General features: G+C 64.8%; 1 protein-coding gene. It reads left to right on the plus strand.

The window, feature by feature from the left end:
* Positions 1–235: 235 nt before the first annotated feature.
* Positions 236–628: a DUF3140 domain-containing protein gene (locus QR78_RS30505; protein ID WP_048431387.1), complete on the plus strand. Its 393-nt coding sequence runs from the start codon at positions 236–238 to the stop codon at positions 626–628.
* Positions 629–815: the final 187 nt, after the last annotated feature.

Here is an 815-nt window from a genome sequence, read left to right on the forward strand (position 1 = left end):
CTGGATCCCGGATCTCCTTCCGCTGACGCTCCAGTCGTCCGGGAAAGGGATGGTTTTTTACGGAACGCCTAAGTCCAGCATCCCCCTTCGTCAGCGTCGTGTAGCGTGTGGCCTACCAACGCAAGTCCGCTCAGCGCCTGCACGCCCCACCGTCTGCCGCGGATCCACAAGGGGACGACGAACGTCCGGGCCCCAGTGGCGTTGATGCGCGACTGGATCGAGGACGAGGCGAGACATGAGCAAGCAGGCGGCATCGCGGACGAGCGACGACGAGACAACCGACCACGAGGAGACCTGGCAGGCCTTCCGCGAGGCGGTGAACATGAGTCCGGGCGAGCTGGAGAAATGGCTCGACAGCGAGGAGAGCCGTTCGGTCGGCTGGAGCGACGGCGCCAAGCAGGAGAGCGCCAAGGGCGGCGAATCGGTCGGCCATCACCAGGGACGCCGGATCGTCGAGATCAAGCACACCAAGAAGGCGGATCTCACCGACGACGATTATGCCGACATGCGCAAGGTCGCGGCTTACGTCAAACGCCACCTTGCTCAGGGCGGACCGAAGGAGGACGCCGAGACCTCGCGCTGGCGCTACTCTCTCATGAACTGGGGCCACGATCCGCTGAAGGATTGAGGCAAACCCGCCACAGCGACATGGTGGCGCGGGCCAGAGAGCAAGTTTCTCCCGCGCCGCCACATTCCGACAACTCTGTCCGCTCTCGGGCCGCACTGAAGGGACGGACCCCACTCCGGCCCCAGTTCGGCCCGGATCTTGCTGATCCTTGCCCATACCTCAAGGTCTTCGCATCGCCGCGGCGATG

It is taken from the genome of Methylobacterium indicum (genome assembly GCF_001043895.1).
GTDB lineage: Bacteria > Pseudomonadota > Alphaproteobacteria > Rhizobiales > Beijerinckiaceae > Methylobacterium > Methylobacterium indicum.

What these genes read in the sequence shown, in the direction of transcription:
- QR78_RS30505 (WP_048431387.1), top strand. Translation starts at nt 236, where the DNA reads ATGAGCAAGCAGGCGGCATCGCGGACGAGCGACGACGAGACAACCGAC.